This window comes from Pseudonocardia sp. OZ21, assembly GCF_059359135.1.
Genome location: NZ_JCADBN010000003.1, coordinates 49,708 through 74,242, shown reverse-complemented (window position 1 = coordinate 74,242; position 24,535 = coordinate 49,708). Strand labels below are relative to the sequence as shown.

At 73.0% G+C, this 24,535-nt stretch carries 22 protein-coding genes; 15 read left to right on the top strand and 7 right to left on the bottom strand.

The features are described from left to right. Window positions 1-46: 46 nt before the first annotated feature. Window positions 47-643, bottom strand: coding sequence for an SACE_7040 family transcriptional regulator (locus tag AC5L35_RS07205; RefSeq protein WP_495058771.1), 597 nt, complete (start codon window positions 641-643; stop codon window positions 47-49). Window positions 644-731: 88 nt separating this feature from the next. On the opposite strand from AC5L35_RS07205, the gene AC5L35_RS07200 reads away from it, so the two are divergent. Continuing rightward, on the top strand, window positions 732-2,429 hold the full coding sequence (locus AC5L35_RS07200; protein ID WP_495058770.1) for a sensor histidine kinase: 1,698 nt from the start codon (window positions 732-734) through the stop codon (window positions 2,427-2,429). On the opposite strand, the gene AC5L35_RS07195 is transcribed toward AC5L35_RS07200, so the two are convergent. Continuing rightward, the gene (locus AC5L35_RS07195) at window positions 2,405-3,079 is read right to left on the bottom strand and encodes a response regulator transcription factor (RefSeq protein ID WP_495058769.1); all 675 of its coding nucleotides are present in this window, start codon (window positions 3,077-3,079) and stop codon (window positions 2,405-2,407) included. The genes AC5L35_RS07200 and AC5L35_RS07195 overlap by 25 nt on opposite strands. 129 nt (window positions 3,080-3,208) lie before the next feature. On the opposite strand from AC5L35_RS07195, the gene AC5L35_RS07190 reads away from it, so the two are divergent. Genes AC5L35_RS07190 through AC5L35_RS07170 form a run of 5 tightly spaced genes read left to right on the top strand, consistent with a single transcriptional unit; the run spans window position 3,209 to window position 9,906 of the window. Then, window positions 3,209-4,810: a carboxyl transferase domain-containing protein gene (locus AC5L35_RS07190; protein ID WP_495058768.1), complete on the top strand. Its 1,602-nt coding sequence runs from the start codon at window positions 3,209-3,211 to the stop codon at window positions 4,808-4,810. 33 nt (window positions 4,811-4,843) lie between these two features. Continuing rightward, window positions 4,844-6,832: an acetyl/propionyl/methylcrotonyl-CoA carboxylase subunit alpha gene (locus AC5L35_RS07185; protein WP_495058767.1), complete on the top strand. Its 1,989-nt coding sequence runs from the start codon at window positions 4,844-4,846 to the stop codon at window positions 6,830-6,832. A gap of 1 nt (window position 6,833) precedes the next feature. Further along, window positions 6,834-7,985, top strand: coding sequence for an acyl-CoA dehydrogenase family protein (locus AC5L35_RS07180; RefSeq protein WP_495058766.1), 1,152 nt, complete (start codon window positions 6,834-6,836; stop codon window positions 7,983-7,985). Window positions 7,986-8,029: 44 nt separating this feature from the next. After that, window positions 8,030-9,478: a fused MFS/spermidine synthase gene (locus tag AC5L35_RS07175; RefSeq protein WP_495058765.1), complete on the top strand. Its 1,449-nt coding sequence runs from the start codon at window positions 8,030-8,032 to the stop codon at window positions 9,476-9,478. Between the two features lie 38 nt (window positions 9,479-9,516). Further along, a complete protein-coding gene (locus tag AC5L35_RS07170; protein ID WP_495058764.1) occupies window positions 9,517-9,906 on the top strand; it encodes a hypothetical protein in 390 nt (129 codons plus the stop codon). A 33-nt stretch (window positions 9,907-9,939) separates the two neighbouring features. On the opposite strand, the gene surE is transcribed toward AC5L35_RS07170, so the two are convergent. After that, the gene (gene surE, locus AC5L35_RS07165) at window positions 9,940-10,740 is read right to left on the bottom strand and encodes a 5'/3'-nucleotidase SurE (protein ID WP_495058763.1); all 801 of its coding nucleotides are present in this window, start codon (window positions 10,738-10,740) and stop codon (window positions 9,940-9,942) included. Window positions 10,741-10,846: 106 nt separating this feature from the next. Here surE and AC5L35_RS07160 point away from each other — a divergent pair, with 106 nt between their 5' ends. Next, window positions 10,847-11,746, top strand: a complete 900-nt coding sequence (locus AC5L35_RS07160) for an aldose 1-epimerase family protein (protein WP_495059245.1) — start codon at window positions 10,847-10,849, stop codon at window positions 11,744-11,746. 151 nt (window positions 11,747-11,897) lie between these two features. Here the strand turns inward: AC5L35_RS07160 and AC5L35_RS07155 are convergent, their stop codons facing one another. Next, window positions 11,898-12,674 carry a transglutaminase family protein gene (locus AC5L35_RS07155; protein WP_495058762.1) on the bottom strand — a complete coding sequence of 259 codons (777 nt, stop codon included), beginning with the start codon at window positions 12,672-12,674 and terminating at the stop codon, window positions 11,898-11,900. 90 nt (window positions 12,675-12,764) lie between these two features. Continuing rightward, window positions 12,765-13,721: an ATP-binding protein gene (locus tag AC5L35_RS07150; RefSeq protein WP_495058761.1), complete on the bottom strand. Its 957-nt coding sequence runs from the start codon at window positions 13,719-13,721 to the stop codon at window positions 12,765-12,767. A 146-nt stretch (window positions 13,722-13,867) separates the two neighbouring features. Here AC5L35_RS07150 and AC5L35_RS07145 point away from each other — a divergent pair, with 146 nt between their 5' ends. The 4 genes from AC5L35_RS07145 (at window position 13,868) to AC5L35_RS07130 (ending at window position 18,206) form a co-directional block, all read left to right on the top strand. Continuing rightward, window positions 13,868-14,320, top strand: coding sequence for a MaoC family dehydratase (locus AC5L35_RS07145; protein ID WP_495058760.1), 453 nt, complete (start codon window positions 13,868-13,870; stop codon window positions 14,318-14,320). 38 nt (window positions 14,321-14,358) lie between these two features. Then, a complete protein-coding gene (locus tag AC5L35_RS07140) occupies window positions 14,359-15,573 on the top strand; it encodes an acetyl-CoA C-acetyltransferase (protein ID WP_495058759.1) in 1,215 nt (404 codons plus the stop codon). A 116-nt stretch (window positions 15,574-15,689) separates the two neighbouring features. Beyond that, entirely contained in the window at window positions 15,690-16,196 is a 507-nt protein-coding gene (locus tag AC5L35_RS07135; RefSeq protein ID WP_495058758.1) for a MarR family winged helix-turn-helix transcriptional regulator, read from the top strand. A 15-nt stretch (window positions 16,197-16,211) separates the two neighbouring features. After that, window positions 16,212-18,206: an MDR family MFS transporter gene (locus tag AC5L35_RS07130; RefSeq protein ID WP_495059244.1), complete on the top strand. Its 1,995-nt coding sequence runs from the start codon at window positions 16,212-16,214 to the stop codon at window positions 18,204-18,206. Between the two features lie 42 nt (window positions 18,207-18,248). Here the strand turns inward: AC5L35_RS07130 and AC5L35_RS07125 are convergent, their stop codons facing one another. Next, complete coding sequence (locus tag AC5L35_RS07125; protein ID WP_495058757.1) at window positions 18,249-18,776, bottom strand: inorganic diphosphatase; 528 nt, start codon at window positions 18,774-18,776, stop codon at window positions 18,249-18,251. Window positions 18,777-18,932: 156 nt separating this feature from the next. On the opposite strand from AC5L35_RS07125, the gene dacB reads away from it, so the two are divergent. From dacB to hpt, 4 genes are all read left to right on the top strand, one after another. After that, window positions 18,933-20,357 (top strand): D-alanyl-D-alanine carboxypeptidase/D-alanyl-D-alanine endopeptidase, encoded by a 1,425-nt coding sequence (gene dacB / locus AC5L35_RS07120; protein ID WP_495058756.1) that lies wholly within the window; start codon window positions 18,933-18,935, stop codon window positions 20,355-20,357. 88 nt (window positions 20,358-20,445) lie between these two features. Next, window positions 20,446-21,528: a zinc-dependent metalloprotease gene (locus AC5L35_RS07115; RefSeq protein ID WP_495058755.1), complete on the top strand. Its 1,083-nt coding sequence runs from the start codon at window positions 20,446-20,448 to the stop codon at window positions 21,526-21,528. Between the two features lie 201 nt (window positions 21,529-21,729). After that, window positions 21,730-22,722 carry a tRNA lysidine(34) synthetase TilS gene (gene tilS, locus AC5L35_RS07110; RefSeq protein WP_495058754.1) on the top strand — a complete coding sequence of 331 codons (993 nt, stop codon included), beginning with the start codon at window positions 21,730-21,732 and terminating at the stop codon, window positions 22,720-22,722. Window positions 22,723-22,752: 30 nt separating this feature from the next. Then, entirely contained in the window at window positions 22,753-23,304 is a 552-nt protein-coding gene (hpt, locus tag AC5L35_RS07105; protein WP_495058753.1) for a hypoxanthine phosphoribosyltransferase, read from the top strand. Between the two features lie 67 nt (window positions 23,305-23,371). On the opposite strand, the gene AC5L35_RS07100 is transcribed toward hpt, so the two are convergent. Next, complete coding sequence (locus tag AC5L35_RS07100; protein ID WP_495058752.1) at window positions 23,372-24,304, bottom strand: serine protease; 933 nt, start codon at window positions 24,302-24,304, stop codon at window positions 23,372-23,374. Window positions 24,305-24,535: the final 231 nt, after the last annotated feature.

The window sequence follows — 24,535 nt, the reverse complement described above, 5'->3', positions numbered from 1 at the left end:
TCCTGTCGAGGGTCCCGCGCGCCAGCCCCCTGGCGCCGCGCCGGCGTCAGCGGGGCAGGTCCATGAGCGCCGCGAGCGCCATCCGGGACAGCAGCGCCGCGGCGGCGGCCGGCTGCCCGTCACTGCGGCCCGGTGCGCTGTGCGGAGTGGAGTTGAGCAGGCCGAACGCGCCGTGCGCGGCGATCCGGGCCGACTCGGCGGTCAGGCCCGGGTGTACCCGCTGCAGCGTGTCGACCCAGATCTCGACGTAGGTGCGCTGCAGCCTGCGCACCCGCCTGCGTGCCTCCGCCGGCAGGTTCGCCAGGTCGCGGTCCTGCACCACGATCAGCTCCGGCTCGCGCAGGGCGAACTCGGCCTGGAACTCGACGAGCGCCGCCAGCACCTTCCGCGGGTCGTCCGACGCGCAGAGCCGGGCCTGCCCACCGGAGAGCAGGTGCTCGCTGATGCCGACGAGCATCTCGGCGAGCAGCGCCTCCTTGCTCGGGAAGTGCCGGTACAGAGCCGGTCCGCTGACCCCGACCGCGGCACCCAGGTCGGCGATGCTCACGCCGTGGAAGCCGTGCTTGGCGAACAGCTGCGCCGCGACCGCGAGGATCTGCTCCCGCCTGCTGCCGCCTGTGCCCGCCACCGGGGACGCCGCCATCAGGGCAGCGTAGCGCCCCGGTTAACGCCTGCTAACCGCTCCGCGGCACCCTCAGCGACCTCACAGCGCCGATCGTTACGCTCGCGATGTGGCCGGTCTACGCAGGGCGATCCGCGCGCGTCTCGGCGTACGCGCCGCGTCGGCCCTGTCGGCCGCGGTGGTGGTGACCATAGCGCTGATCGTCGCGGGAGCCGCGCTGGTCCTGCTCGTCGGCCAGTCGCTGCGCGCCACGGTGCAGGTCACCGCCGAGGGGCGGGCGCAGCAGCTCGTCGAGCGGGTCGCCGGCAACTTCGAGGGCTCGGCCAACGAGAACGCCCGGGAGGCGATCACGGTCCTCGCCGACACCCCGGACGACCTGGCCCAGGTGCTCGTCCGGTACGAGTCGGACGACGACGAGGACGACGTCACCGTGATCGAGGGCGGCAGCGAGACCGCCGGACGCTCACAGCCGCTGTCGACACTCTGGCCTCAGGACGGGCAACGGGTGGTGCTGCCGAAGACCGAGGTGAGGCGCGCCGACGGCACCGCCGTCCCGGCCGTGCTGGTGGCCACGGGAACCGTGTCGGCGGAGAACCACGTCGTGGTCTACATGGCGCTGCCGCTGACGAGCGTCGAGGCCGCCACCGACACCGTGCTCTTCTACCTGCTCTTCGGCGTGCCGATCCTCATCCTGGTCACCGGGCTCACCACGTACTTCTTCGCGGGCCGCGCGCTGCGGCCGGTGGAGGCGATCCGCGCCCGGGTGGCCGAGATGAGCGAGAAGGACCTGGCCCAACGCGTTCCCGTGCCCGGCGCACGCGACGAGGTCGGCCGCCTCGCCGAGACGATGAACGCGATGATCGGCAGGCTGCAGGACTCCCAGGGCGTCCAGCGCAGGTTCGTCGCCGATGCCAGCCACGAGCTGCGCAGCCCGCTCGCCACGATCGCCACCGGGCTCGAGCTCATGCAGCGCGGCCCCACCGACCCGGGCACCGTCACGGCGCTGCGCGGCGAGACCGAGCGGCTCAACCGGCTGGTCGACGCGCTGTTGCTGCTCGCGAGGGCCGACGAGCGCGGCCTGCAGCCGCGCCGCGAGGAGGTCGACCTCGATGAGGTCGCCGAGAGCGAGCGCGGCCGTCCGTCCGACAGCCGGGTGGTGGCCGAGGTGCACGCCGAACCCGTGCGCGTGATCGGCGACCGCGGGCAGCTGGCCAGGGTGGTGCGCAACCTCGTCGACAACGCGCGCCGGCACGCGCGTTCGCGGGTGATCGTCACGGTCACGCGCGAGGAGAGCACCGCCGTGATCGAGGTCTCGGACGACGGGCCGGGCGTGCCGGCCGAGGATCGCGGTCGGGTGTTCGAACGGTTCGTGCGGCTCGACTCGGCCCGGGCCCGGGCCGACGGCGGCTCGGGGCTGGGCCTGGCGATCGTCGCCGAGGTCGTGGCCGCGCACGGGGGCAGCGTGGCCGTGGACGACGCGCCGGGGGGCGGGGCCCGCTTCCGCGTGCGGCTGCCGGCGACCCTGCCCCAGGAGCCACTCGCCGAGGGGACGCCTGCGGCCCCGTGGGGGCCGGTGCTCCCCGCTCCGCCCACGGCGTACGCCCAGCGGCCGGTGCGTGACGAGGACGCGAAGCGTGATCCGGAGACCAGGCCGTGGGGGATTCCGGCGGTGCCCGCCGGTGAGGAGACGAGCCCGTGGGGCACTCCGGGGGTGCCTCAGACCGATCCGAACGGCCTGCCGGTGCCCCGCCAGTGGAGGGGCGGTTCAGGGGTGGCGGACGATCAGCGCGGGTCGATCATCCGGTAGCCGACCCCGCGCACCGTCTCGATGGTGCTCGTGCCGAACGGGGCGTCGATCTTGCGGCGCAGGTAGCCGACGTACACCTCGACGACGTTGACCTCGCCCTCGTAGTGGGCGTCCCAGACCGCGCGCAGGATGTCGGTCTTCGTGACCACCTCGCCCGCGTGGCGCATCAGGTGCTCCAGCACGCCGAACTCCCGGGGGGTCAGCGTGATCTCCGTGTCGCCGCGGTGCACGCGGTGCCTGGCCGGGTCGAGGCTCAGCGACCCGACGGTCAGGACGGTGGGTCTCGCCTCCCCCGAGCGCCGCAGGAGGGCCCGCAGCCTGGCGAGGAGCACGACGAAGGAGAACGGCTTGACCAGGTAGTCGTCGGCGCCGAGGTCGAACGCGTCGGCCTCGTCGTACTCGCCGTCCTTGGCGGTGAGCATGAGCACCGGGGTCCAGATGTCGGCGGCCCGCATCCGTTCGAGCACGCGGTAGCCGGACAGGCCGGGCAGCATGATGTCGAGCACCACGACGTCGTGCTGGCGGGTGCTCGCGGCCGCGAGACCCGAAAGACCGTCGTGCACGACGTGCACGGAGTGGCCCTCGTGCGCGAGCCCGCGCCGCACCATCTCGGCCAGCGGCACCTCGTCCTCGACCAGCAGCACCCGCACGACCAGACCGTAGCGGGGGCGGATCACGGGGTCAGGCGCCCCCACGCTTCCGGGGCCCGATGGTTCCGAGTACTGGCACCGCGGGGTTAATGAGCGTTAACATCGGCCCAGTCCACGGAGGGGGTCCGCATGCCCGTCGCCACGTCCGGTCCGTCGCTGCGCAGCGCGGTCGACCCGTCCGGTCCGGACGCCGCGCGCCACGCCGCGGCGCATCGCGATCTGGTCGCCGGTCTGCGCCGCAAGCTGGCCGCGGCGCGCCTCGGGGGCCCCGAGCGGGCCCGGCAGCGGCACGTCGAGCGCGGCAAGATGCTGCCGCGCGAGCGCGTCGACTCGCTGGTGGACCCGTCGAGCCCGTTCCTCGAGCTGTCGCCGCTGGCGGCCGACGGCATGTACGGCGACGAGGCCCCGGGAGCCGGGATGATCACCGGCGTCGGGCGGGTGGCCGGGCGCGAGTGTGTGATCGTCGCGAACGACGCCACCGTCAAGGGCGGCACCTACTACCCGATGACGGTGAAGAAGCACCTCCGTGCCCAGGAGGTGGCGCTGCACAACCGGCTGCCGTGCATCTACCTCGTCGACTCCGGGGGCGCGTACCTGCCCGAGCAGGACGACGTCTTCCCCGACCGCGAGCACTTCGGCCGGATCTTCTACAACCAGGCCACGATGTCCGGGCTCGGCATCCCGCAGATCGCCGCGGTGCTCGGCTCCTGCACGGCGGGTGGCGCGTACGTCCCGGCGATGAGCGACGAGGCCGTGATCGTCCGCAACCAGGGCACGATCTTCCTGGGCGGCCCGCCGCTCGTGAAGGCCGCGACCGGCGAGGTGGTCACGGCCGAGGAGTTGGGCGGCGGCGACCTGCACTCGCGGATCTCCGGGGTCACCGACCACCTCGCGAACGACGACGCCCACGCACTGCGGATCGTCCGGTCGATCGTCGGCACGCTCGGCCCGCGCGCGCCGCGGCCGTGGGACGTGCTCCCCACGGAGGAACCCGCCGTCGACCCGGCGACGCTCTACGACGCGGTGCCCACCGACTCCCGGACCCCGTACGACGTGCGCGAGGTGATCGCCCGGATCGTCGACGGTTCGCGTTTCCACGAGTTCAAGGCCGAGTACGGCACCACCCTCGTCACGGGATTCGCGCGGCTGCACGGGCACCCCGTCGGCATCGTGGCGAACAACGGGATCCTGTTCTCCGAGTCGGCGCTCAAGGGCGCCCATTTCATCGAGCTGTGCGACCAGCGCGGGATCCCGCTGGTGTTCCTGCAGAACGTCTCGGGCTTCATGGTCGGCCGCGAGTACGAGGCGGGGGGAATCGCGAAGAACGGCGCGAAGATGGTGACGGCTGTGGCCTCGACGCGGGTGCCGAAGCTGACCGTGATCATCGGAGGCTCGTTCGGTGCGGGCAACTACTCGATGTGCGGGCGGGCCTATTCGCCGCGCTTCCTGTTCATGTGGCCCAATGCCCGCATCTCCGTCATGGGCGGCGAGCAGGCCGCCACCGTGCTCTCCGCCGTACGCGGCAACGGGAACGGGGAGTCCGACGAGGACTTCAAGAACCGCATCCGCGCCCAGTACGAGCACCAGGGCCACCCGTACTACTCCACGGCGAGAATCTGGGACGACGGCGTGATCGACCCCTTGGACACGAGAACGGTCCTCGGTCTCGCGCTGAGTACCGCGGCCAACGCCCCACTGGAGGCGCCGCACTTCGGCGTCTTCCGGATGTGATGGCCGTGTATCCGTCGGGATCGGGCGGCTCCCGTGTTTGACACCGTGCTCGTCGCGAACCGGGGTGAGATCGCCGTGCGCGTGCTGCGGACATTGCGGCTCATGGGGGTGCGGTCCGTCGCCGTGTACTCCGATGCCGACGCCGGCTCCCCGCACGTCGCCCTCGCCGACGTCGCGGTCCGGATCGGGCCTGCGGCTGCCGCGCAGAGCTACCTGTCCATCCCTGCCGTGATCGAGGCGGCGCGGGCCACCGGTGCGCAGGCGATCCACCCCGGCTACGGGTTCCTCAGCGAGAACACGGCCTTCGCCGCGGCCTGCGAGGAGGCCGGCATCACGTTCGTCGGGCCGCCTGCTGCCGCGATCGAGGCGATGGGCGACAAGATCCGCGCCAAGCAGACCGTCGCCAAGGCGGGAGTGCCCGTCGTCCCGGGTTCGGACGGCGCCGGTCTGTCCGACGACGACCTGGCGGCCGCCGCCCGGCAGATCGGGTACCCGGTGCTGCTCAAGCCCAGCGCGGGCGGCGGTGGCAAGGGCATGCGCGAGGTGTACCGCCCCGAACAGCTTGCCGACGCCATCGCGTCGGCACGGCGGGAGGCCCGCGGCTCCTTCGGCGACGACACGCTGCTCGTGGAGCGGCTCGTCGGCACACCGCGGCACATCGAGATCCAGATCGTGGCCGACGCGCACGGCAACGTCGTGCACCTCGGCGAGCGCGAGTGCAGCCTGCAGCGGCGGCACCAGAAGATCGTCGAGGAGGCCCCGTCGGCGCTCCTCACCGGGGAGCAGCGCGCCGCGATGGGCGCCGCGGCCGTCGAGGCAGCCCGGGCGGTGGGGTACTCCGGCGCGGGCACCGTGGAGTTCATCGTGGAGGGCGACCGGGCAGGCGACGGCGCCTTCTACTTCATGGAGATGAACACCCGGCTCCAGGTGGAGCACCCGGTCACCGAGATGGTCACCGGGCTCGACCTCGTCGAGCTCCAGCTGCGGGTGGCCGCAGGGGAGCCGCTGCCCGTCGCCCAGGAGGACGTCCGCCTCACCGGGCACGCCGTCGAGGCGCGGGTCTACGCCGAGGACCCGGCGGCCGGCTTCCTGCCGACCGGCGGCCCCGTACTGGCGCTGCACGAACCGGCCGGTCCGGGGGTCCGGGTCGACTCGGGGATGGCCGAGGGCGTCGTGGTCGGGTCGGACTACGACCCCATGCTCGCGAAGGTCGTCGCCCACGGCGCCGACCGCGCCGAGGCCATCCGCAGGCTCGACACCGCGCTGCGCGACACGGTGGTGCTCGGCCTCGACACCAACATCGGCTTCCTGCGCGCCCTCCTCGCCGACGACGACGTCCGGGCGGCGCGGCTGGACACCGGGCTCGTCGGGCGCCGGGGAGCCGCCTGGACCGCGTCCGAGCTGCCGGCCGACGTGCTCGCGGCGGCCGCGGCCCACGCCATGCTGGAGCTCGAGCCCACCGGGCCGGTGGTCGACCCGTTCGACGTGCCCGGTGGCTGGCGCATCGGCGACCCGGCGTCGACCACGTGGCAGATGCTCGTCACCGGTCATGAGCCCGTGGTCGTCAGGGTGAGCGGCCGCGCGTCGTCCGCCGAGTGCGTGGTCGGCGACGGCGCTCCGATGTCGCTGCGCGCGCAGCGCCCGGGTCTGCTCGAGGTCACCCTGGACGGCGTCACCCGCCGCTACCACTGGGCAGGCGGCGACACGTTGTGGCTCGGGCGAGACGGCCGGGCCTGGGGCATCCGCGAGCAGGCCCCGCTGGAGGCGGCGGCCTCCGCGGAGGAGGGCGCAGGCGGGCCGGTGCTCTCGCCGATGCCCGGCACGGTCACCGTCGTCGAGGTCGCCGAGGGGCAGCAGGTCGCCGCCGGCGACCGCCTCGTCGTCGTCGAGGCGATGAAGATGGAGCACGTGCTCACCGCACCCGTCGACGGGGTGGTCCGTGAGCTCCGGGCCCGTGCGGGCGCCACCGTCGCGCGCGACGCCGTGCTCCTGGTCGTCGAACCCACCACGGAAGAGGGATGACATGGACCTCACGCTGAGCCCCGAGCACGAGGCGCTGCGGGCGACGGTCGAGGACTTCGCCCGCAAGGAGGTCGCTCCGGTCATCGGGGAGCTCTACGAGCGTGGCGAGTTCCCGTACGAGATCGTGGCGAAGATGGGGGCGATGGGCCTGTTCGGCCTGCCCTTCGACGAGTCCTACGGCGGCATGGGCGGCGACTACTTCGCCCTGTGCCTCGCGCTGGAGGAGCTCGCGCGCGTCGACTCGTCGGTGGCGATCACCCTGGAGGCGGGGGTGTCGCTGGGTTCGATGCCGATCTACCGGTTCGGCACCGAGGAGCAGAAGCGCGAGTGGCTCCCCGCCCTCACGGCCGGGGAGCGGCTCGGCGCGTTCGGGCTCACCGAACCCGGTGGCGGTTCGGACGCGGGTGCCACCCGCACCACCGCGCGGCTCGACGGCGACGAGTGGGTGATCAACGGTTCGAAGGCGTTCATCACCAACTCCGGCACCGACATCACGTCGGTCGTCACGGTCACGGCGCTCACCGGTGGCGCGGACGCCTCGGGGCGCCGGGAGATCTCGGCGATCATGGTGCCGGCCGGGACGCCGGGGTTCCGGGTGTCGAAGAAGTACTCGAAGGTCGGCTGGTCGGCCTCCGACACCCGCGAGCTCTTCTTCGACGACTGCCGGGTGCCGGCCGCCAACCTCCTCGGCGAGCGGGGGCGGGGCTACGCGCAGTTCCTGTCGATCCTCGACGAGGGCCGGGTGGCGATCGCCGCGCTGTCGGTCGGGCTCGCGCAGGGCTGCGTGGACGAGTCGGTGCGCTACGCCCACGAGCGCGTGGCCTTCGGCAACCCGATCGGCAGCTACCAGAGCATCCAGTTCAAGATCGCCGACATGGAGGCGCGGGCGCACACCGCGCGGCTGGCGTACTACGCCGCGGCGGCGAAGATGCTCGCCGGCGAGCCGTTCAAGAAGGAGGCGGCGATCGCGAAGCTGGTGGCGTCGAACGCGGCGATGGACAACGCCCGCGACGCCACCCAGGTCTTCGGCGGCTACGGGTTCATGAACGAGTATCCGGTTGGCCGCTTCTACCGGGATGCGAAGATCCTGGAGATCGGCGAAGGCACCTCCGAAGTTCAACGCATGTTGATCGCCCGGCAGCTCGGTTTGTAGCACCCCGCTGGCGCCGCGGCAGGCGGCCACCGGAGGATGGTGGGGTGAACGCCCTGTTCGCCCGGATAGTCGTGGTTGTGAGCGGTGCCGCAATCCTGGTGGTGGAGACGCTCTCCACCCGGCTCGTGGCGCCTTACGTCGGTCTGACCCTCGAGTCGACGACGGCGGTGATCGGGGTCGCGCTGGCCGGGATCGCCGCAGGCGCCTCGCTCGGGGGGCGCTGGTCCGACGTGCTGCCACCACGCTGGGTGGCCGCGGGCGCGCTCGCCGTCGGGGGCCTGGGGGTGCTGGTGGTGCGCCCGCTGATCCGGCTGCTCGGTCCGGCGCTCGGCCCCGGCCCCTACGCCGCGGTGGTGCTGGTGGCGGTGTCCACATTGGTGTCGGTCACCGCGCTGGCGATGGTCACGCCCGCCGTCACGCGCGCCTCTCTGTCGAGCGTGGACGGTTCCGGCGCGGTGATCGGGCGGTTGTCCGCGGCCGGCACGCTCGGGTCGCTCGCCGGGGTGTTCCTCACCGGGTTCCTGCTGGTGTCGCTGTTGCCTGTCACTGCGATCCTGCTGGTCACGGCCGCCTCCTGCCTGTTGCTGGCGGCGGTCACGGCCACGGTCCGAGCGCCGACCACCGTCATCGGGATCGCCGTCGCCGCGGTGGTGGCAGGCACCGTGCTCGTGGCCGTGCCAGGGCGCTGCGACGTCGACACCGTGTACTACTGCGCCCGCATCGAGACCGACGCCGACCGGCCCGGCACCCGGATCCTCGTGCTCGACGACCTGCGCCACTCGGCGGTCGACCTCTCCGACCCGACACACCTGGAGTTCGCCTACACGCAGCGGTTCGCCGACGCGATCGACACGGTCTTCCCCGCCGGTCGTCCGGTGGACGCCGTGCACATCGGCGGCGGCGGCTTCACGATGCCGCACTGGCTGGCCGCCACCCGCCCGGGCAGCACCTCGACCGTGCTGGAGGTGGACGCCGGCGTGGTCGACCTGGCGCGCCGCGAGCTCGGCGCGGCCGACATCCCGGGCACCACCGTGCAGATCGGCGACGCCAGAACCACGCTCGCCGGTCTGCAGACCGCCTCCGCAGACCTGGTGGTCGGCGACGCGTTCGGTGCGCGGTCCGTGCCGTGGCACCTCTCCACCGCCGAGTTCGTCGCCGACGTGAACCGGGTGCTGCGGGTCGACGGCCTCTTCGTGCTGAACGTGATCGACCGGCAGCCGTGGCGGCTGCTGGCGGCGGAGGTGGCCACGGTGGCCACCAGGTTCCCGAACGTCGTGCTGCTGGTCCGCCCGGACCAGCTCGGGCCGGGCGGCGGGGGCAACGCGGTGATCGTGGCGTCCGACCTGCCACTCGACCTCGCCGGGCTGGCCGCCAGAGCGGCCGCGCGGGGCGAACCGGGCTCGGTGCTCGGAGACGACCGCACCCGCGAGTTCGCCGGTGCGGCCGAGGTGCTCACCGATGACTGGGCACCGGTCGACCAGCTCAGAGGCTGAGCGCGGTACGGTCCGCTCGACCGAGGAGAGGCGGGGTTGTGGCCAGCTGGGACGATCTGATGTCCTTCGTCCGCGTGCGCTACGAGATCATGCGGCAGGTGGAGGACGAGCTGTGGTTCAACCTCCCCACGTCCGGCGAGCGCACCCAGCTCGTCGCGGTGCGGCTGGTCACGGGGGAGGACGGGCACCCGTGGGCGCAGATCACGTCACCGGTCGGGCGGGTGGGCGAGGTCGACCTCGCCGCGATGCTCACCCTCGCGGGTGAGTCGCTCGCGGGCGGCGCCGTCGTCAACGACGGGCTGGTGCTGTTCCGCCACTCGATCCCGCTCGGGGACACCGCGCTCGACGGGTTCGACCGCTCGTTCCGGCTGGTGGTCGAGGCGGCCGACCGGCTGGAACACGAGCTCACCGGCGCCGACGAGCACTGACGTGCACCGCCGGCGCCGTTGCGGGGGGCGGGGCTAGCCCGCCCGCCTGCTCGGTGCCACGCGGTCCAGCACACCGGGCCGCTCCGACACCGACTGCAGCTCGGTGAGCGTCGGATGCCCGGCGGTGAGCAGCGCGAGGTCGGTGCCGGGTTCCGGGGCCGACGTCATCTCCTCGACCACGCTGTGGAGCGCCTCCCCCTGCTCCGCGGTGCGCACGTCCACGCGCACCTGCACGGCTCCGAACGCCGACAGCCGCGCCTCGCGCAGCTCGCCGATCTCGGCAGCGGGCAGGTTGGGCACGTTGAGCGACAGGGCGGTGCCGTCGGGGGCGGCGAGCAGCACGTCCAGCACCTCGGGCAGGACCGCCAGCACCGTCTCCCAGCGGGGGCGCTCCGAGCCCTGCTCCGGGACGTCGAGCGACACGGCCAGCCCGCGCCAGCCGTGCAGCGACCCGGCCAGCACCGCGCCCACCGTGCCGGAGTGCAGCACCGCGTGGCCGAGGTTCGCGCCGCGGTTGATCCCGGACAGCACGACGTCCGGCTCGGGGTCGAGCCAGCCGCGCCCGGCGGAGTGCGTGATGAACGCCGGGTGCCCCTCCACGGCGTAGGCGGGGATCCCGGGCAGTTCGGCGAGCTCCCGGCGGTGCAGGAGGGTGCGGTTGCCCTCCCGGACCGACAGCACCGATGCTCCGACGCCGCTGGCGTCCACGTGGGGGGCGGCGACGACCACGTCGAAGCCGGCGTCACGCGCTCCGGCGGCGAGGGCCCACAGCCCTGGTGAGTCGATTCCGTCGTCGTTGGTGATCAATGCGCGGAGACGTCGGGAAGAAGCCACCCAGCCACCGTATGCGAGGTAGGTGGACGTCGGGCGACGCGCCGATGACCCCCACCGGTCCCGTGCGCCGCGCACGTAGGCTCCCGAAGTGGTCACGCGCATCCCCATGCCCCCGACGGGCGAGCAGTTCGAGATCGCCGCAGGCGGCGTCCGCGCCGTCGTCACGGAGGTCGGTGCCGGTCTCCGGTCCTTCGAGTCCGGCGGCCGCCCGTACATCGAGACGTTCGACGAGACCGCGCGTCCCCCACGGGGTTCGGGCACCGTCCTCGTCCCGTGGCCGAACCGCACCGCGCGGGGCCGCTGGACGTGGAACGGGCAGCCGCAGCAGCTCGTGCTGAGCGAGCCCGCAGCGGGAAACGCCATCCACGGGCTGCTCCGGCACACCCTCTACCGGCCGGCTGAGCGCACGGCGGAGTCGATCACGCTGCACGCGGTGATCCCCCCGCAGCCGGGCTGGCCGGTGCCGCTCGACACCAGCGTCCGGTTCGGCGTCGGGGACGAGGGGCTCACCGTCACCCACACCGTGCGCAACGTGGGGGCCGACCCGGTGCCGTTCGGGGTGGGGGCACACCCGTACCTGAGGGCAGGGGCGGAGGCCACGGACGACTGCGCGCTCACCCTGTCCGCGGCATCCACGCTGCCGCTGTCCGGTGGCCTGCCCACGGGCCCGGCCACCCCGGCCGAGGGAGACCTCGACTTCCGTGGCGGGCGCCCGCTGCGCGGTGTGACCCTCGACCACGCCTTCGGCGACTGCGCCCCGGCCGACGGCGACTCGGTCATCCGGCACCGGCTGGTCGGGCCCGGTGCCGGCGTCGAGCTGTGGGCCGACCCCGACTTCGGCTGGGTGCAGGTCTTCACCCCCGACGACCATCCCGGGCGGGGACGGGCCGTCGCCGTCGAGCCCATGACCTGCCCTCCGGACGCGCTGAACACCGGCACCGGGCTGCTCGTCGTCGAGCCGGGTGAGACGTGGACCGGCAGCTGGGGCATCCGGCCGCTGGGGTGATCGCCGCGCGGGGGAGCTACGCGACGTGGCCCGGGAACGGGCGACTCGCGCACTCGGATCGGGCGACTCGCGGGCGGGGAACGGGCGACTCGCGCACCCGGAACGGGCGACTCGCGCACCCGGAACGGGCGACTCGCGGGTGGGGGCGTGCTCAGTTGAGGTGCGCGCGCAGGGTGCGGGCCGCGGTCCGCAGGATCTCGGCCCGCTCCGGCGGCGCGCCGGGGACCTGCTCCTCCAGCAGGCGGGCGCCGTCGATCCAGCGGGCCTGGTCGCCGAGCGTGCCGGCCAGCTCGAGCAGGTCGGGGAGCCCGGCGCCGGGCAGCGCGAGGCGCATCCGCACGACCCACTCGAGATCGGCCGGACGCTGCCGGGACCGGTAGATGAGCCGCAGGTTCTCGAGCATCCGCAGCAGGATGAAGCGCGTCGGGGCCGTGGCCAGCAGGTGCGGGCCGAAGGGCACGTCGGGGCCCGCGCCGGTGGCGGTCCGGAACAGGGCCTCGCACGCGGTGGCGTCGAGCACGGCGCCCCCGTGGAAGACGTCGAGGAGCGTCTCCGTCCCGACCGGCCGGACCAGGAAGTGCCCGGGCATCCCGACCCCTTCCAGCGCGATCCCCGCCCGCCTGCCCACCTCGATCGTGACGACGGCCAGGGTGATCGGGATGCCGAGCCTGCGCCTCAGCACGTGGGGGAGGAGGGAGTTGCGCGGGTCGTGGTAGTCGTCGACGTTGCCCCGGAAGTCCTCCTCCGCGAACAGCCGGTCCAGCAGCCCGTCGAGTGAGGTGACGCCCGAGGCGAGCCGGTCCAGCTCGGCCAGCCACGGTGCCGGGCCGAGGGTGGCGTCGGCGCCCGCGGCGAGGGCGAGCGCGGCGCGGTCCAGTGGCGGGTCGGGATGCCCGACCAGCTCGGCGAAGTGCGCCACGGCATCCATCCGGTCATCGTGGCCCCCACCCGCCTGGCCCGTCGACGGCGGATCAGGTGTCGCCACGACGTGGTTCTGGTCCGGTCGGTGGACGCCGCATCAGGCGCTCATCCGTACCCGGATGACGGTGTCGCGCGGCTCGCTCCACACCTCGAGCGCGTCGGCCAGCTCCGCGGCGAGCCAGAGTCCGCGGCCGCGGGCGCCTGCCGGTGGCGGCATCCTCATGCCGGGGAACGGCACGGTCATCCGGCTGGCGTCCGCCACCTCGGCCACGACGTCGGCGCCGGAGTCGGCGCTGGTCCACAGGCGCAGCCTGCCCCATCCCGGCCCGTGCTCCACGCTGTTCGACGCCAGCTCGTTGACCGCCAGCACCAGGTCCGCGACGCGGTCGGGGTCGAGGCTGGTCGAACCGGCGACCCGGCTGACGAGGTGACGCAGGTCGACCAGGTCGTCGGGCACGAAGGTGAGCTCCGCGGCCGGTGTGCCCAGGTCGGGCGGCGGAGGCGGCGGATAGTCCAGCACGGACTCCTCCGGCTCCCGGTAGAACCGGCTGGGCTCGGAACCGGTGGTCGTGCCCAGCAACGGATGGGTCGCCTGCACCACGGGCAGGTGGGCGATGCCGTGCTCGAAGGGGCACAGCACCGTGACGGGGAGCCCGGCTGTGGCGACGTTCACACCGATGTCGAGGCGCGCCCAGTGGTGCGGGCCGCCGGCGATCGTGTCCAGCTGCTGGCTCACCACGAGCGCCCGCCCGCCGGGAGCGGTGATCAGCCTGCTCGTCCTGGCCCACTGCAGCGCGACGGTGAAGGCCGGCATCCGGTGCACCTGGAGAGGGTCCTGGAAGTCGACGCCGGACGAGTCGGCGCCGAGCGCGTCGCGCAGTTGGCCGCCGGTGGCCTCGTCGAGCACCGCGACGACCGGATCGCCCGCTGACACCGCTGCCGCCACCTGGGGAGCCAGCCGTTCGATGAGCTGCCCTGCCGAGAAGTACGGCAGGGCCTCGTGCCACGCACCATCGCGTCGCGGCGCCTGCGCCGTCTCCGCTGCGGTATCCATGAGGCCCGTCCCCTGCTCGACTGCTGTCAACTGCGCATACCCGCTCGGAGCAGGGCGAATCACCGGAGCCCGTATGGCAGGGTTAATCGGCGGTGGAGATCCGCCTGTGCAACGGTGGATCAGCGGATCGAAGATCAGGAGTACCGATGCGAGTCTTCAGCGGTGTCGACGAGCTGCGGGCGGCCGTGGGTGACCAGATCGGGGTGAGCGACTGGGTCACGATCGACCAGGCCCGGATCGACACGTTCGCCGACGCCACCGGCGACCACCAGTGGATCCACGTCGACGAGGAGAGGGCGAAGGCAGGCCCGTTCGGCACCACGATCGCCCACGGGTTCCTGACGCTCTCGCTCCTGCCCGCGCTGATCTCGCAGATCTACCGGATCGAGAACGTGAAGATGGGCATCAACTACGGCCTGAACCGCGTGAGGTTCACCTCGCCCGTCCCCGTGGGGAGCAAGGTCAGGGGCAGCATCGAACTGGTCGATGTCGCCGACGTGGCCGGTGGGGTGCAGATCACCAACAAGGTCACGGTGGAGATCGACGGATCCGACCGGCCCGCGCTCGTGGCGGAGTGGCTGACCCGCCAGCACGTGTAGGGCACGGAACTGCAGGGACGACGAGGGAGACGAACCTGATGCGCGACGCGGTCATCTGCGAGCCACTGCGGACACCGGTGGGCGGTTTCGGCGGCTCGTTGCGGGACGTGCCCGCCCACGAGCTCGCGGCAATCGTGATCCGGGGTCTCATGGACCGCACCGGGCTGCCGCCGGACTCGGTGGACGACGTGCTGCTCGGGCACTGCTACCCGACGATGGACGCCCCCGCGATCGGCCGGGTTGCCGCGCTGGACGCCGGCCTGCCCGTCACCGTCAACGGGCTGCAGATCGACCGGCGCTGCGGCTCCGGCCTGCAGGCCGTCCTGTACGCCGCGATGCAGGTGCAGGCGGGCGCCTCCGAGGTGGTGCTGGCGGGCGGGGCCGAGTCGATGTCGGGCGCGCCGTTCTACTCCACGGCCATGCGCTGGGGCGCCAAGGGTGGTCCCGGCGTGATGTTGCACGACGCTCTGGCGCGGGGCCGCGTCACGGCGGGCGGGATCAACTTCCCGGTGCCGGGCGGGATGCTCGAGACCGCGGAGAACCTGCGCAGGGAGTACTCGATCCCGCGCGAGGAGCAGGACGAGTTCGCCGTCCGCTCCCACCGGCGCGCCGCCGCCGCCCGTGACGAGGGCCGGTTCGCCGACGAGATCGTGCCGGTCACGGTGAAGGGCCGGAAGGGCGACACGGTGGTCGACACCGACGAGCACATCCGTGCCGACTCGTCCGTGGAGAAGCTGGCCGGGCTGCGTCCCGTTCTCGGCCGGGACGACCCGGAGGCCACGGTCACCGCGGGCAACGCCAGCGGGCAGAACGACGGCGCGTCCATCTGTGTGGTCACCTCCCCGGAGAAGGCGGCGGAGCTGGGTCTGCGACCGCTGGTCCGGCTGGTCTCGTGGGGTGTCGGCGGGGTGCCGCCCGCCACGATGGGCATCGGGCCCGTGCCTGCCGTCGCGAAGGCGCTGGACGCGGCCGAGCTCACACTCGCCGACATGGACCTGATCGAGCTGAACGAGGCGTTCGCGGCGCAGGTGCTGGCCGTCACCCGCGAATGGAAGTTCGCGCCGGAGGACTTCGACCGGGTCAACGTCAACGGCTCGGGCATCTCGCTCGGCCACCCCGTCGGCGCCACCGGGGGGCGCATCCTGGCCACCCTGGCGAGGGAGATGGACCGCCGCTCGGTCCGTTACGGCCTGGAGACGATGTGCATCGGCGGAGGCCAGGGCCTGGCTGCGGTGTTCGAACGGGTCTCCTGACTCGCACACATCACACCCGGCCGGGTTGCCGAGACGACACGCTGAGGTACATCCTTGTATGAGTCAACTTTTTGCGTGACACACGCAAGCCGACAATTCCGCAGGGGGCTACCACCGTGCCGTCCCAGGACGAGCTCGCCATTGCCGACGAGGTCGGCAGCCAGCTCATCCGGCTGGTTCGCCTGATCGAGCGCAAGCAGGTGCAGTACCAGGCCGAGCACCCGGACGCCGTGGAGCGGGCCACCTACCACCTGCTCGTCCACCTCGTGAAGGACGGGCCGCGCCGGGCCGGGTCGCTGGCCGAGGCCGTGTACTCCGACCCGTCCACGATCAGCCGCCAGATCGGCCACCTGGTGCGCCTTGGTCTCGTCGAGCGCACGGCCGACCCGGTCGACGGGCGCGCCACGCTGCTCGCCGCCACCACGGAGGGCAGGCGGGTGTTCGAGGAGAACCGGCGCATCCGCAACCAGCGGATCGCGGAGATGCTCGAGAGCTGGTCCGGCGACGATCGGCGGGCGCTGGCCGACCTGCTGGCCCGCTTCACCACCGACTTCGAGAGTGATACGTCACGTCCCACCGAGTCTGCCGCCGCTCCGATCGACGTGGCGGCAGCGCGGCACTGAGGGGGTCTCGTGTCCGTGCCCGCAGCCGGCTCCGCCGGTGCCCGGCCAGACATCCCCCCGGAGGGTCTTCCCACAGAGGGTCTGCTCAGCCACCGGCAGATCCTGACGATCTTCGCCGGCCTGATGATCGGCCTGTTCCTCGGCGCGCTCGACCAGACGATCGTGGCCACCTCGATCAGGACGATCGCCGACGACCTCGACGGGCTCAGCCTGCAGGCCTGGGCCACCACCGCCTACCTGGTCACCGCGACGATCACGACCCCGCTCTACGGCAAGCTCTCGGACATCTTCGGGCGCAAGCCGCTCTTCCTCTGGGCGATCTCGATCTTCCTCGTCGGCTCGGTCGCCTGCGCCTTCGCCACGTCGATGTACCAGCTCGCGGCCTTCCGCGGGATCCAGGGACTCGGCGCCGGTGGGCTGTTCTCCCTGGCTCTGACGATCGTCGGCGACATCGTGGCGCCGCGGGAACGGGCCAGGTACCAGGGCTACTTCGTTGCGGTCTTCGGCACGTCGAGCGTGCTCGGGCCGCTGGCAGGCGGTTTCTTCGCCGGTCAGCCGGAGCTGCTGGGCATCACCGGATGGCGCTGGGTCTTCCTGGTCAACGTCCCGCTCGGGATCATCGCGCTGATCGTGGTCACGAAGGTGCTGAACGTCCCGCACAGCCCGCGGGAGCACCGCATCGACTGGCCGGGGGCGATCGCGCTGACTGTCGCGCTCGTGCCGCTGCTGATCGTCGCCGAGCAGGGCCGGACCTGGGGATGGGGCTCGCCGCTCGCGCTCGCCTGCTACGCGATCGGTGTGGCGGGTCTCGGTGCGTTCCTGGTGCTCGAGCGGCGGATCGGTGACGACGCGCTGCTCCCGTTGCGGTTCTTCCGTGGCGGCGTGTTCCGGTGGGGCGTGATCGCGTCGTTCATCGCCGGCACCGGGATGTTCGCGGTGCTCGCGGTGCTGCCGCTGTACCTGCAGATCGTGAAGGGCTCCTCGCCGACCGAGGCCGGTCTGCAGACCCTGCCGCTGGTGCTCGGCATCATGTCGATGTCGGTGTTCTCCGGTCAGCTGATCGCCCGCACCGGGCGGTACAAGATCTGGCCGGTCATCGGGCTCTCGCTGATGGTCGTCGGCGCTGCGCTGCTCTCGCGGATCGGTGTCGACACCCCCTACTGGCAGACCGCGCTGATCATGGTGGTGATCGGATGGGGCCTGGGCGGCAACATGCAGCCGCTCACCCTCGCGGTGCAGAACGCGATGCCGCCCCGGGACATGGGCGTGGCCACCGCGTCCGCCACGTTCTTCCGGCAGATGGGCGGCACGCTCGGCACGGCCGTGTTCCTGTCGATCCTGTTCGACCGGCTGGGCGGCCGGGTGGCCGACAACTTCCGGGCCGCGTCCGACACCCCGCGGTTCCGGGCGGCCCTCGCCGATCCGGCGGTGACCGCCAACCCGGCCAACGCGCCGATCCTCGGCGCCGTGGACGACGGATCCGACCTGTCGCTCGACGACTCCTCGTTCCTGTCCGCCGCCGACCCGGTGCTGAGCAGACCGATCCTGGACGGGTTCGCGAGCTCCATGAGCACCGTGTTCCTGGCGGCCTCGGCGGTGCTCGTGATCGGGCTCTTCGCCGTGATCATGATGAAGGAGCTACCGCTGCGCGCGCAGTCCGGCGTCGACGCGCGACGTGACGAGGAACTCGGCCCGCTGGCGACGCTGGCGCCGTCGGCAGCGCCCATCACCGTCCCGGCCGAGGCCGTCCGAGCCCCGGTCACTGGCGGCGCCGGCGCGGCCAGGGACCGGTTGCTCACCACGCTGCTGCCCGACCCCCAGCAGACACTCCCCGTCGTGCGCGCAGCAGAGGCCGCCCGCGACGCGGTGCGTTCGGCCCGCCGCGAGCTGGAGCGGCGCACCGCCGAACTGGACGCCGCGGCGGACGAACTCGTCGCCCAGGGACTCAGCCCGGCTCAGGTGCGGGAGATCCTCGGGCTACGCGCCGACGAGGATCTGCCGGGTCGCTGACCGAACAGACCGAACGGACCGGCCTCCCCGCAGGCCGCCTGCTCAGTGCTCGGACTCGGCCTCCTCGGCCTCCGCGGCCTCCGCGGCCTCGGCGTCCCTCGCCCGCTGCCACGACACCTTGATCTCGCGCTCGGCGTCGGCCCGCCCCACCCAGGTGGCGCCCTCGACGCTCTTGCCCGGCTCCAGCGTCTTGTAGATCTCGAAGAAGTGCTGGATCTCGGCCCGGTCGAACTCGGGCAGGTGATGAATATCGCGCAGGTGCTCCTGGCGCGGATCGTCACTCGGGACGCAGAGGACCTTGTCGTCCCCGCCCTTCTCGTCCTTCATGCGGAACATGCCGATGGCGCGGGCCCGGATGAGACAGCCGGGGAACGTGGGCTCCTGCACGAGCACGAGGGCATCGAGCGGGTCACCGTCCTCACCGAGGCTGTCCTCGATGAACCCGTAGTCGGCCGGGTACTGGGTGGCGGTGAAGAGCGTCCGGTCCAGCCGGATCCTCCCCGTCTTGTGGTCCACCTCGTACTTGTTGCGACCCCCCTTGGGGATCTCGATCGTGACGTCGAAGTCCACTGGCGCTCTCCTGCGTGCTCAGAAGCGGGCATCTACAGAGCCGATGCCGGTCGGGCGACCGGCTCCGGCGCCTGCCTCTAGTGTGGGGGACCGCGTCTGCCGGGTCGTGACCGGCCGACCAGTGCTGTTGTCGCGCGCTATGCGGGAGGAGGCGACGTGGGCATCGGGCGCCGTATCGGTGACACTCTGCGTCTGCCGGGTCGCGGAGCGCGACGCGGACTGATCGTTCTCGTGGTGCTCGCCGTCGCCGGGGCTTCCGGCGGCGCCGTGGCGCTCACCGGCCCCACCCTGGTGCAACGGCTGGGGCTGGCTCAGGCCGAGGCAGCGGAGACGCCCCCGTCGCCGCCTGCCGTGCTCGGGCCGCTCCCGGCGAACGCGCCCCGGCCCACCGCGGCCGGGCTGTCCGTGGCCCTGGACGGGGCCGCCGACGCGATGCCGGGGACGTTCACCGGTGTCGTCGTCGACCCGTCCACCGGCAACACCCTCTGGCAGCACACGCCGGAGAAGGCACTGGTCCCCGGCTCCACGGGGAAGCTGCTCACCGTCTCCGCAGCCCTGCTCACGCTCAACCCCACCGACACGCTCGTCACCCGCGTGGTGCAGGGCTCACAGCCCGGCACGGTGGTGCTCGTCGGCGGCGGCGACCCCACTCTCACCACCCTGCCGCCCGGTCAGAACAGCGTGTACCCGGGCGCGCCGCGGATGTCCGACCTCGCGGCTGCCGTGCGGAAGGCGGTGCCCGGCCCGATCACGCGCGTGCTCGTCGACACCAGCCGCTACAAGGGGCCGTCGATGGCCGAGGGCTGGGACCCTGCCGACGTCGCCGCGGGTTTCATCACCCCGATCGAGCCGGTGATGGTGGACGGCGGCCGGATCGACCCGACGGAACAGGACGGCCCCCGCGTCGACGACCCCGCGCTGGCTGCGGGTCGCGCGCTGGCGCAGGACCTGGGAGCCGACCCGAAGAACGTCGCAGAGGGCACCGCACAGCCGGGCGCGAAAGCCCTCGCGGCGGTGCACTCGCTCCCGATCACCGACCTCGTCGAGCAGCTTCTGCGTGCCTCGGACAACGTGCTCGCCGAGATTCTCGCCCGGGAGGTCGCGATCGCCCGTGGCGGCGAGCCGACCTTCGACGGCGCCGCGCAGCAGACCCTTGCCGCGCTCCGCCAGGCCGGTTTCGACCCGACGGGCGCCGTGCTCCACGACGGCAGCGGCCTGTCGACGGAGGACCGGGTCCCGGCACGGCTGCTCGGGTCGCTGCTCGGTGCGGCCGCTGCGCCCGTCGAGGGTCCTGGCGGCACCGAGTTCCTGCGCCCGGTCCTCAGCGGTCTGCCCGTGGCCGGTGGCGACGGCACGCTCGAGGGTCGGTTCGGCCGGTCCGGGCCCTCCGGGCCGGGCCGCGGGGTGGTGCGGGCCAAGACCGGCACCCTGACCGGCGTGAGCAGCCTGGCCGGGGTCGTGACCGACGCGGACGGGAGACTGCTGGTCTTCGCGCTGATGTCCAACGGCGTGAACCCCTCGTCCATCCGGCCGAAGCTGGACGCGATGGCGGCGTTGTTGAGCGGCTGCGGCTGTCGCTGACGCCCCGCCGCTGATCTTTCGCGCGGGTCGGGAAAGGGGTTTCGCCGAGCGGGGGCGCACCCGTCGCCCGTTGCGTAGCGTGGGTCGGGTGCCGCACGCGACCGACGCCATCCAGTCCGACCAGCAGCCCACCCCGACCGAGCGCGGCCTCCCGGTCGACTGGGAGCTGGCCCGGCGCACCGCGAGCCGGCTCATGCAGCCGGGCCCGGAGGCCACCCGGCAGGAGGCGGGCGAGCTCGTCGCGCGGCTGCGGTCGGACGCCGCCGTCGCCGAGGGACACGTCCGCGAGGTCACCGGACTCGGGCACGGCCTGCCGCTGCTGCCCGCCGACGTGGTGGACCGGCCGGCGTGGGCCGCCGCCGCCGTGCACGGCATGGCGGCGCTCACCGCCGACGCCGAGCTGCCCGTGGTGTCCCGTGCCGCCCGTGTCGTCACCGCCCGCACGGCAGGCCTGCAGGTCGGCGGCGTCGTCGCCTACCTCGGGGCCCGCGTGCTGGGTCAGTACGACCCGTTCGGCGGCCCGGGGGGCGACGGCCGGCTGTTGCTGGTGGCGCCCAACGTGCACGCCGCGCAGCGGGTCCTCGACGTGCCGGCAGCCGACTTCGGGCTCTGGGTGTGCCTGCACGAGGCCACCCACCGGCTCCAGTTCACCGCCGTTCCCTGGCTGCGCACCTACTTCGCCACCGAGGTCGGCCGCTTCCTGACCGTCACCCAGGGCATGGAACGGGGCCCGGTGCTGGAGCGGCTGCCCGAGGTGCTGCGCGCGGTGCGCTCGTCCGGCGGCGACTCGCTGGCGATCATCGAGCTTCTGCAGGGGCCCGAGCAGCGGGCGGTGCTCGACCGGCTGCTCGCCCTCACCACGCTGCTGGAGGGCCACGCCGACCACGTGATGGACGCCGCAGGCCCCGAGGTGGTCCCGAGCGTGGCCACCATCCGTTCCCGGTTCACCGCACGCCGCCGCGGCAGCGGTGTCGTCGACCGGGTGCTGCGCGCGCTGCTCGGGGTGGAGGCCAAGGTGCGCCAGTACGCCGTCGGATCCGCCTTCACCCGGCACGTGGTGCTCGCCGTCGGCATGACCGGCTTCAACCGCGTCTGGGACAGCCCCGAAACCCTCCCCACCCGCGCCGAGCTCGCCGACCCCGGAGCCTGGCTGCGCCGAGTCCACCCCTGACCCACCCACCCCACCCACCCCGCGAGTCGCCCGATCCGCGCCCGCGAGTCGCCCGGAACTCGCCCGCGAGTCGCCCGGTCTGCGTGCGCGAGTCGCCCCGGAACCGTGTGGCCCGCCTGGGTCGCGGAGCTCGTCCGGCACACTCGCACCCCAGGTCCCGCGGGCTCGCGGGGCCGGTCGAAGCTAGGCGGGGAGGGACCGGTGGCCGACCGGGCGGAGCGACGCGTCGACCCCGCGGTCGCCGAGGTCCGGCGTGCCGTCCGCGCCGCGCTGGCAGCGCTGCCCTCCCCGTACCGGGACGCCCCGCCGCTCGTGGCCTGCTCCGGCGGCGCCGACTCGCTCGCTCTCGCCGCCGCCGCGCTGGCCGTGCGGGGCGACGGCGAGGTGCACGCCGCTGTGGTCGACCACGGTCTGCAGGACGGCTCGGCCCGGCAGGCCGCCGCCACCGCCGAGCTGCTCAGCGGCATGGGCGCCACGGCGTCGGTGCACCGCGTGGAGGTCGACGGCCCCGGTGGCACGGAGGCCGCGGCCCGGCGGGCCCGCTACGCCGCCCTGCGCGCCGCGCGACCGGACCCGGCAGCGCCGGTGCTGCTCGGCCACACCCTCGACGACCAGGCCGAGACGGTGCTGCTCGGGCTCGGACGGGGTTCGGGACCCCGGTCGATGGCAGGCATGCGTGCCTGGGATCCGCCCTGGTCACGCCCGCTGCTGGGGGTGCGACGCTCCGTCACCGTGGCGGCGTGCGCCGCGCTGGACCTCCCGGTGTGGGACGACCCGCACAACGTCGACCCGCGGTTCACCCGCGTGCGGTTGCGGCACGAGGTGCTGCCGCTGCTGGAGGATGTGCTCGCGGGGGGAGTGGCGGCGGCGCTGGCGCGCACCGCAGCGCAGCTGCGGGAGGACGACGACGCCTTGGACTCGCTGGCCACAGCCCTGTTCGCGCAGGTCCGGGACGGCGAGGCGCTGTGCCTCGAACCGCTCGCGGCCACGCCGCCCGCTGTGCGCCGGCGGGTGCTACGGGCCTGGTTGGCGGCCGCGGCCGTGACCACGCTCACTGAGGTGCATCTGCGTGCCGCTGACGTTCTTGCAGCTCATGGTCCGGATCGTGGGGGAGTCGCCCTTCCCGGCGGGTTGGAGCTGGTGCGGGAGCGTGGCAGGCTTCTCCTGCGCCCGGTCCGCTGGCCATCGGGCTGATCTTCCCCGATACCGCAGGAGGACGTCCGCGTGTACGACGGCGACATCGCCTCGACGCTGGTCACCGAGCAGGCGATCCGCGACAAGATCGCAGAGCTCGCCGGGCAGATCGGTGCGGACTACGCGTCCGACGAGGCCGAGTCGGACCTCCTGCTCGTCGGGGTCCTCAAGGGCGCGGTGATGTTCATGACCGACCTCGCGAGGGCGTTGCCGCTGCCGGTGCAGCTCGAGTTCATGGCGGTCAGCTCCTACGGCTCCGCCACGTCCTCGTCGGGGGTGGTCCGCATCCTCAAGGACCTCGACCGCGACATCGCGGGCCGGAACGTGCTGATCGTCGAGGACATCATCGACTCGGGGCTGACCCTGTCCTGGTTGCTGAAGAACCTGGAGTCGCGCCAGCCCGCGTCGCTCCAGGTGGTCACGCTGCTGCGCAAGCCGGACGCGGTGAAGGTCGACGTACCCGTGAAGTACGTGGGCTTCGACATCCCCAACGAGTTCGTGGTCGGTTACGGGCTCGACTACTCCGAGCGCTACCGCGACCTGCCGTTCATCGGGACGCTGGACCCAGCCGTCTACGCCTGAACGCGCGAACGGCGCCTCCCCTGCCCGGCAGGGGAGGCGCCGTTCGTGTCGGACGGTGGCCGCTCGCTCAGCGCACGGGCGGTCCGGCCGGCCCGGCGAGCGTGGTGGCCGATACGCCGGGGGGCGCCGGGGTGAACGGCTGCGTGCCCGGGACGAGCTGGATGTCGCCGAGGCCGCCGTTGGCGTTGGCGTACTGCAGGTCGTGGGCGAGGTCGCTCACACCGTTGCTCACGGGCAGCGGGGCGAGGTTGAGTGTGGAGAGCAGGCCGACGGCGTCGCCCTTCCCGTCGACGAACGCGCTGCCGGAGTCACCGGGGACGCCGGGGGTGATCGTGTAGACCTCGTGGCTGCGGCCGCCGCCTGCCTCGGCCGCGCTGGCGCCCGCCTTCGGGCTGAGTGCCTTGATGCCCCCGCGCAGAGGTGAGTTCCCGTAGCTGTAGACCGGCTCGCCCGTGACCAGGCCGTCGGTGTCGATGCCGACGGGGCCGCCGAAGAACGGGATGCTCGGGTTGACGTCGGCGACGTCCTCCGGCGCGATCTCGACCAGCGCGAAGTCGTTGTAGGCGCAGATGTCGGGGTCGGACTCGCCGTTGCCCTGCATGGTGACCCATGAGCTGTAGGCGAGTGTGCCGGTGCGGTCGGTGCCGTCGGCCGCCTTGATCGTGACGAGGGTGCCGACGGGACCGGTGCCGGAGTCGCACCCGTTGGTCTCGGTGGCCTCGCCGGTGCCGGCGCAGTGGGCGGCCTGGCCGAGGAACGTCCGGTCGCCGGAGGTGAAGACGAAGTTGCTGGTGCAGGCCCCGCCGCCGGTGGTCTCGGTGACCACGCCGGGGTGGATCGCGGCCGCGTCGGCAGGCGCCCATTCGGCCTGGTCCGTGGCTGTTTCCGCAGCTACCGACGGTTCTGCCGGTGCTGCTGTCGCCGTCGGTGCGGCGAACGCGCCGAGCGCAACCGCGCCCACCGCGATCCCCAGCGCGACACCACGGAACCGGAACCTCATGTGCACTCCCCCATCACCGGCGGCCCGCCGATGTCGATCACTACCACCGTCAACTCAACGAGAGACGGCAATGCGGGATACCCCGGCTTTGCCGGGAAAGGCGGGGTGGGAACACCGGTCCGCTTCCGGCCGTTGTACCAGCACGTACCCATGAGGGGTGCGTCGGTCGACGTCGACGACGCGGCCCGGCTTCAAGACCGCTATCCTGGCGGACTCAGGGCCGGTCAGTGT

What these genes read in the sequence shown, in the direction of transcription:
- AC5L35_RS07205 (WP_495058771.1), bottom strand. Translation starts at nt 643, where the DNA reads ATGGCGGCGTCCCCGGTGGCGGGCACAGGCGGCAGCAGGCGGGAGCAG.
- AC5L35_RS07190 (WP_495058768.1), top strand. Translation starts at nt 3,209, where the DNA reads ATGCCCGTCGCCACGTCCGGTCCGTCGCTGCGCAGCGCGGTCGACCCG.
- AC5L35_RS07180 (WP_495058766.1), top strand. Translation starts at nt 6,834, where the DNA reads ATGGACCTCACGCTGAGCCCCGAGCACGAGGCGCTGCGGGCGACGGTC.
- AC5L35_RS07160 (WP_495059245.1), top strand. Translation starts at nt 10,847, where the DNA reads ATGCCCCCGACGGGCGAGCAGTTCGAGATCGCCGCAGGCGGCGTCCGC.
- AC5L35_RS07155 (WP_495058762.1), bottom strand. Translation starts at nt 12,674, where the DNA reads ATGGATGCCGTGGCGCACTTCGCCGAGCTGGTCGGGCATCCCGACCCG.
- AC5L35_RS07150 (WP_495058761.1), bottom strand. Translation starts at nt 13,721, where the DNA reads ATGGATACCGCAGCGGAGACGGCGCAGGCGCCGCGACGCGATGGTGCG.
- AC5L35_RS07145 (WP_495058760.1), top strand. Translation starts at nt 13,868, where the DNA reads ATGCGAGTCTTCAGCGGTGTCGACGAGCTGCGGGCGGCCGTGGGTGAC.
- AC5L35_RS07140 (WP_495058759.1), top strand. Translation starts at nt 14,359, where the DNA reads ATGCGCGACGCGGTCATCTGCGAGCCACTGCGGACACCGGTGGGCGGT.
- AC5L35_RS07100 (WP_495058752.1), bottom strand. Translation starts at nt 24,304, where the DNA reads ATGAGGTTCCGGTTCCGTGGTGTCGCGCTGGGGATCGCGGTGGGCGCG.